Source organism: Paenibacillus sp. P22, assembly GCF_000469945.2.
GTDB lineage: Bacteria > Bacillota > Bacilli > Paenibacillales > Paenibacillaceae > Paenibacillus_O > Paenibacillus_O humicus.
In genome coordinates this window covers 1-6,237 of record NZ_CBRA020000230.1, presented here as the reverse complement: position 1 = coordinate 6,237, position 6,237 = coordinate 1, and the positions used below count along the sequence as shown (strand labels likewise).

Annotated in this window: 7 protein-coding genes and 1 pseudogene; 6 read left to right on the top strand and 2 right to left on the bottom strand. The window is 60.0% G+C overall.

All coding sequences use genetic code 11. The annotated features are described in order from the left end of the window. The 3 genes from BN871_RS28665 to holA form a co-directional block, all read left to right on the top strand. Positions 1 to 731, top strand: a 731-nt coding sequence (locus tag BN871_RS28665) for a hypothetical protein (protein WP_048749447.1), incomplete at its 5' end; no start/stop codon positions are given. A gap of 381 nt (positions 732 to 1,112) precedes the next feature. Beyond that, a complete protein-coding gene (locus BN871_RS29440; RefSeq protein WP_232313304.1) occupies positions 1,113 to 1,409 on the top strand; it encodes a hypothetical protein in 297 nt (98 codons plus the stop codon). Continuing rightward, the gene (holA, locus tag BN871_RS23950) at positions 1,333 to 2,154 is read left to right on the top strand and encodes a DNA polymerase III subunit delta (RefSeq protein ID WP_232313302.1); all 822 of its coding nucleotides are present in this window, start codon (positions 1,333 to 1,335) and stop codon (positions 2,152 to 2,154) included. The genes BN871_RS29440 and holA overlap by 77 nt, the downstream gene beginning before the upstream one ends. A gap of 143 nt (positions 2,155 to 2,297) precedes the next feature. On the opposite strand, the gene rpsT is transcribed toward holA, so the two are convergent. Beyond that, positions 2,298 to 2,570 carry a 30S ribosomal protein S20 gene (rpsT, locus tag BN871_RS23945; RefSeq protein ID WP_021881778.1) on the bottom strand — a complete coding sequence of 91 codons (273 nt, stop codon included), beginning with the start codon at positions 2,568 to 2,570 and terminating at the stop codon, positions 2,298 to 2,300. A 176-nt stretch (positions 2,571 to 2,746) separates the two neighbouring features. Here rpsT and gpr point away from each other — a divergent pair. After that, positions 2,747 to 3,755, top strand: a pseudogene (gene gpr / locus BN871_RS23940) (GPR endopeptidase). A 55-nt stretch (positions 3,756 to 3,810) separates the two neighbouring features. Here gpr and BN871_RS23935 read toward each other — a convergent pair. Then, positions 3,811 to 4,404 (bottom strand): TetR/AcrR family transcriptional regulator, encoded by a 594-nt coding sequence (locus tag BN871_RS23935; RefSeq protein WP_048749444.1) that lies wholly within the window; start codon positions 4,402 to 4,404, stop codon positions 3,811 to 3,813. Between the two features lie 297 nt (positions 4,405 to 4,701). Here BN871_RS23935 and BN871_RS23930 point away from each other — a divergent pair, with 297 nt between their 5' ends. Together BN871_RS23930 and BN871_RS23925 are read left to right on the top strand one after the other, a co-directional pair. Continuing rightward, positions 4,702 to 5,466 (top strand): SDR family NAD(P)-dependent oxidoreductase, encoded by a 765-nt coding sequence (locus tag BN871_RS23930; protein ID WP_048749441.1) that lies wholly within the window; start codon positions 4,702 to 4,704, stop codon positions 5,464 to 5,466. 213 nt (positions 5,467 to 5,679) lie between these two features. After that, positions 5,680 to 6,219, top strand: a complete 540-nt coding sequence (locus tag BN871_RS23925) for a hypothetical protein (RefSeq protein WP_048749439.1) — start codon at positions 5,680 to 5,682, stop codon at positions 6,217 to 6,219. The last annotated feature ends 18 nt before the right edge of the window (positions 6,220 to 6,237 follow it).

The following is a 6,237-nucleotide window of genomic DNA, read 5'->3' as shown; positions in this document are numbered from 1 at the left end:
CGGGCTGGCTCGGCCGGAGAACGGCTGCATGGGGAGGGGCGACCGCCGTTGCGGCGGCGGCCATCATTCTCGCCGTCAGCCTGAACGGTCCTCATCCCAACAGGCAGACCGCCATGCTGGAATCCAAGGCGCCTGCCGCTGCGGGGAACGCCTCGGAGTATTCTGTTCAGGAAGCTGCGGATACCGGTGGAGCGGCCTTGAAGTCCGTGGAAGAGGGGACGGGATCAAGCGAGCCCGCCACATCTCCGACGGCGGTCTCCGACGGCAGCCGCGGGACGGGAGGCGGCTCGCGCACGAAGGCGTCGACGTCCCCACCCCCGTCGGCCAGGGTCGGAGGCATTGGGGGAGCGAGCGGGTTCGACAAGGCGGATCCGAACAATTCCGGCTCTGCGAACATGGGAGGACCATCCATGGGAATCGCCCAATTCCCGAGCCCTCCGGCATCTCCATCGCCGGGCATGGAACAAGGAATCGCCGGCCAAGGACTTGCGGCTTCTACTGCATCTCCGGACGGCAAGTACAGCTACACGGTCACCGGCACACTGCTGGAAGTATTCGACAGCGGGGACAAGAAGCTGGCGGAGCTCAAGATGGACGGCGAGCTTCAGGGCTCTCCATCCTGGAGCTCGGACAGCACGACCCTTGCGGTCGAGGTCAAGGACAGCTCCGGAGCCGTCAAGAAATTCAAGATCGTAGCCGCCGAGGGCACCGTGGAGGAGCAAAAATCCTGATCGGCGTACAAGCACGAACCGCGGGGCATGCGCGTATGGTATAGCAGGCGGCATGCAGGCGGGACGGAATGCTCGTTCCCTGGCATCGTATGACCATCCCGCAGAGGCACCATGGGCTTCTGGCGGCGATGTTTATATAGATGTACGGCAAACAGAGGCAAGCAGAGGAAGGCTTCGTCGGAGACGGCGAAGCCTTCCTTTGTTTGGTTGCGGTGCCGGAGGAGGAGGCATTATTCCATTTCTTCGGCAGCAACAGCCGTATTTGGACGCATGGCCATTGCTCCAGCCGGAAGGCTCTGCGCCAAATAGGGGCGCTGCCCTTGCCTAAGCAGGAGGTTGTGTCCTATGATGGGACGACATGAGCATGGAGGAGGGACTGGCATGGAAGCCAAAGACGCCGTGAAGGATATTCGGGCCGGCAGGATTGCTCCCGTATATGCCGTCTTCGGGAAAGACCGTTACCGGATGAGCCAATTCGCGACGATGCTGACGGAAAAGCTGCTGGCGCCGGACGAGAGGGAGCTTGGCATCGTCCGGTACGACATGTCCGAGACCTCGCTGGAGGAAATCATCGGCGAAGCCGAGACGCTTCCTTTTTTTTGTGCCGAAGAAGATTATTCTGGCGAGGGATTCGAGCTTTCTGTGCGCGGCGGCAAAGGAAGGGAAGGTGGAGCATAAGGCGGAGCGCTTCCTCTCGTACATGGAGCATCCGAGCGATACGAGCATCATCGTCTTCCTGGTCCAGGCAGACAAGCTGGATGAGCGCCGCAAGGCCGTCAAGCTGCTCAAGGAGCGCAACCTGCTCGTCGCCTTCCCGGAGCTTACCGAGAGCGAGCTGGCGGCCTGGATCATCCGCAGGGCGAAGGATCAGAACCGCAGCATAGGCGAGGAGGCGGCATCGCTGCTCGTCTCGAGAGCCGGCACCGGCATGCAGGCGCTGTCGCAGGAGGTGGACAAGCTCTGCCTGTTCGCAGGGGAGGAAGGAAGCATCTCCGTCGAAGACGTCGCCCGATTGACAGCCTCGACGGTCGAGGAGGATGTGTTCGCCCTGATCGATGCGATGGCGGAGCTGAACATGGACCGGACGCTGACGATCTATCGGGAGCTGCTGCTGCGGCGGGAGGAGCCGATCCGCATCGCCGCTCTCGTCGCCAGGCAGCTGCGCATCATGCTGCAGATCAAGGAGCTGGAGCGGCATCGCTATTCGCCGCAGCAGATGGCCGGCCAGCTGGGCCTTCATCCCTACGCGGTCAAGCTGGCCGCGGAGAAGGCGCGCAAGTTCGAGACGGCCGTGCTCGGCGAGCATCTATCGGCGCTCGCCGAGCTTGATTACGCGATGAAGACGGGGCGCATCAACAAAGAGCTCGGATTGCAGCTGTTCTTTCTCTCCATGGGAACCGGATTGAAAAGCGGGCGGGCATGAAGAGCCGCGTCGATAGAAAAAGAATTGCTGATCGCAGCAATTCTTTTTTCATTTCGCGCGATCCTGATGGTGGAACCGAGGAGCCCGTCCGGGCAAACGAAAAACAGCCCTTCTCCAAAAGGAGACGGGCTGTCAGCTTGTCCTTAAGCTTGCGCCGAAATGGCGTTGAGCTTTTTGGCCAGGCGGGATTTTTTACGGGCAGCAGCGTTTTTATGGATCAGGCCTTTAGTAACGGCTTTGTCCAGCTTTTTCGTTGCGACGATCAGAGCAGCCTTGGCTGCTTCCGCATCGGTACCGGTAGTCGCTGCGTCAGCTGCTTTGACAGCCGTGCGAAGCGCGGATTTTTGGGAAGCGTTCAGAGCGCGGCGTTTCTCGCTCGTTTTCACGCGTTTGATGGCGGATTTGATGTTTGGCACTTGTGGTTCACCTCCTACAAAAGGGGATAAGACCCCATACTGCAACACAACTTAAAATATCTTATCATGCACATTGCCAAATTGCAATACGAACGACTGGATAAAACATGCTGGCCGCATAAAACGAATCCGGGATCAGCAAGCTAATGGCAAATCGTGCAGAGGAGCGTTGGCGCATGAATCATGATTTGGATTTGGGACGTTATGCGGTTCACACCGACCTGGCGCTGGAAGCGAAGCAAATGGCCGAGGAGTCGAGCGGAGGGCCGATTCCCGGCGTCCACTCCGAGACGACGGAAGACGAGGGCATCACGATCACAAGGCTGACGGTCGAGAACGAGGCGGGCTCGCGGGCCATCGGCAAAGTCATGGGCAAATATGTCACCTTCGAAGTGCCCGAGCTGCGGACGCATGATTCGGAGCTTGGAGATCGCGTCGCGACCTCGTTCGCCCAGGAGTTCGAGCGCTTCCTGCAGGAGCTCGGCGTCGCCAAGGACGCGAACGTGCTCATCGTCGGGCTCGGCAACTGGAACGTCACTCCCGACGCCCTCGGCCCGCTCGTCGTAGAGAATACGATGGTGACGCGTCAATTTTTCGAGCTGATGCCGGATCAGGTCGCTCCGGGCTACCGCTGCGTAAGCGCCGTCGCCCCCCGGCGTGCTCGGCATTACCGGCATCGAATCCAGCGAGATCATCCAGAGCATCGCGGAGAAAACGAAGCCGGGCCTCATCATTGCCATCGATGCGCTCGCTTCCCGGTCGCTGGACCGCGTGAATACGACGATCCAAATCGCGGATACGGGCATCCATCCCGGATCCGGCATCGGCAACAAGCGCAAGGGACTCACGAAAGAAATACTCGGTGTTCCCGTCATCGCCATCGGGGTTCCGACGGTCGTTTACGCCTCGACAGTCGTAAACAGCGCGTTCGACATGATGAAGGAACATTTCAAGCAGCAGGCGGGCGATACCGGGCAGTTGATGGGAATGCTGGATCAGCTCGGGGAGACGGAGCGGCTCATGCTCGTCAAGGAAGTGCTTTCGCCGCTCAAGCATGACCTGCTCGTGACGCCGAAGGAAATCGACCAGTTCATCGAGGATATCGCCAATGTCATCGCCAGCGGACTCAATGCGGCGCTGCATGACGCGGTGGACAGCTCCAACGTGGCCGCTTATACGCATTGATCGATCCGCGGGATTCCGACCGGGACGCTTTCTTAGGGAAGCTGTCCCGGTTTTTTCATTGCGTCCGCTTGAATTCGATGTAGTCGAGGCGATTGTTGATCTGCAGCAGCAGCTGCCTGGCCATATAGTCGGAGGAGAACTTGAAGCCGGTACCGGCCCAGTACATGACGACGCCGATCGTCGCGGAGGCGAGGTAGCTGTACATGAATTCCCGATCCACCTCGGGATCCTGCTCCTCCACGCTCAGCTCCAGGTCCCGTTTCATGGCGTCCTTAAGGACGCGGTTCATGTCTTCCCCGAGCCCTCTGTCGACCGCCAGCAGCGCCAGGAAGGTTTCCTTGTTCTGCTCGACATGCTGGAACAGAAGCAGGCTGGAAGGATAGATGTCTGCGGCGCCGACTCCGCTCATCCCCGGATAGGGCCCGAGAATAAGATCGGCGAACTGCTGGAGGAAGTCCAGCCGGATTTCCTCCAGCAGCTCTTCCTTGCCGGCGTAGTGGTTGTAGAAGGTGCCGCGGTTGTAATCGGCTTCCTCGGCGATCTCGAGAATGGTCGCCGCCTCGTAGCCTTTTCTCCGGATGATCCGGATCAGGGCGGACTGAAGGGCTTCGCGGGTTCGTTTGGCTCTGCGGTCAAGCTGTTTGTCCATGCGCGGCGAGACTCCTCTCTGTCGAATGTCTGTCCGTCCAGTATAGATGCGGGGCGGCGCTCAAGGGAAATGCGCTCGGATATGCGACATTCCCGGGCCGAATGTGCAAGATTGCCGAATTGGGCGACAGCTGGATTGCGGCTGTCCACTAGGCGACAAAGCGGGCGGAGCCTGCTTATTGCGGCATTTTATCACCAGGCGTATGCTTGATCTGTAAGCGGTTAACCGATATCGGTTCAAGCGGGTCCGCCCAGCCGGACCTGCCCCAAAAATCTATCGATAAGGAAGCGATCCTATATGTCCGAACAAACGAAAACAGCCGTCATCACGGGAGCCGCGGGAGGAATCGGCAAAGAGCTGACGCGGCGTCTGGCTCAGCGGAACCTCAATCTTGTCCTCGTCGATCTCAAGGAGGAGGCCTTGCAGGCCGTCATCGCCGAGCTCGGCCTCGACAGCGCCAAGACGATCGCCGTAGCGGCGGATGTCTCGAAGGAAGAGGATGTCCGGAACTACGTCGAACGGGCGGTGGAGAAGTTCGGCACGATCGATTATTTCGCCAACAACGCCGGCATTGAAGGAGCCGTGGGCAGCATCGAGGACCAGAGCGTCGCCACGCTTGATCTCGTCTACAGCGTCAACGTGCGCGGAGTGTTCCTCGGCCTGCAGCATGTGCTTCCGGTCATGAAAAAGCAGAAGTCCGGCGCGGTGCTGAATACATCGTCGCTGGCAGGCCTCATGGGCGCTCCGGGCATGTCTCCCTATATTATGTCCAAACACGCCGTCATCGGACTCACCCGCGTCGCGGCGAACGAAGCGGCCGGCTACGGCGTCCGCGTCAATGCGGTGCTGCCGGGCACGATCAATACGAACATGATGCGCCAGATCGAGACCAAATCGGGAGCTCCCGAAGGCTTCAAAAAAGCCAACGAGGACAGCACGCCGCTGGGCCGCTACGGCGAGCCGCAAGAGGTCGCGGCCGTGATGAACTTCCTCTTGTCCGATGAAGCGTCGTTCGTCACCGCATCCCTGTACACGGTCGACGGAGGCATGATGGGCCAATAACGGCCCGGATAGAGTTTTCCGAATAAAGAGTGACAGCCTGCTCCTGCCAAGGAGCGGGCTGTTTTTTTGCGCGCTTTTCCCGCTGCCGCCGGCTCCTCTCTCGAATGCGGTTCTATCATCTCCATTTTCCTCATAGAGTAGAAACAGTTGAGAGACCAGGATCCTGTTTTTCGCTTTCAGAACTGCAGAACCGCTTTCGGGAGGAGAACCGATATGAAACGAATCATGGCCGTCAATCTGGGAAAAAGCAGTCTCCGCATCCGCGAGTTTCTCGCTGCGGGACGCACCTTCGTGCTGCTGTCGCTCTGCTCCATGATCATCTTCGTGCTGGCAGGTGCCGCTACGATTGTCCGCCATCAGGACCCTTCATCGCCGGCTTCCTCCATGAAAGGATTGGCATCCATGGTTTCAAGCGCCTTTCTGGCGGACATGCTTGGAATGGAGATGCCTGCGTTCCAGAGCAGCGGGCATGGCGAGAGCGTATCGACGCGGCAAGTGAGCAGCTTCGTGCTCCGCATGCTGACCGACGTGAATCCGGGCAGCCCTCGCAGCCTGCTGGCGGCCGGCCTGCCCGTCATGCAAAGCGGCGGCGAGAATCTGGCCGGCAAGGCGAGCGCGGCGGGCGACCAGACGCCGGCGCCGGAGGACGAGCCCGAGGCGGCTGCAGGCGATGATTCCGGCGAAGACGGCCATGATGCTGGCAGCGAGGACGATTCGCCGGTAGGTCCGATCRGAGWGCCGCAGGTGGTGTAATCCAGGCTCGGAATCAGC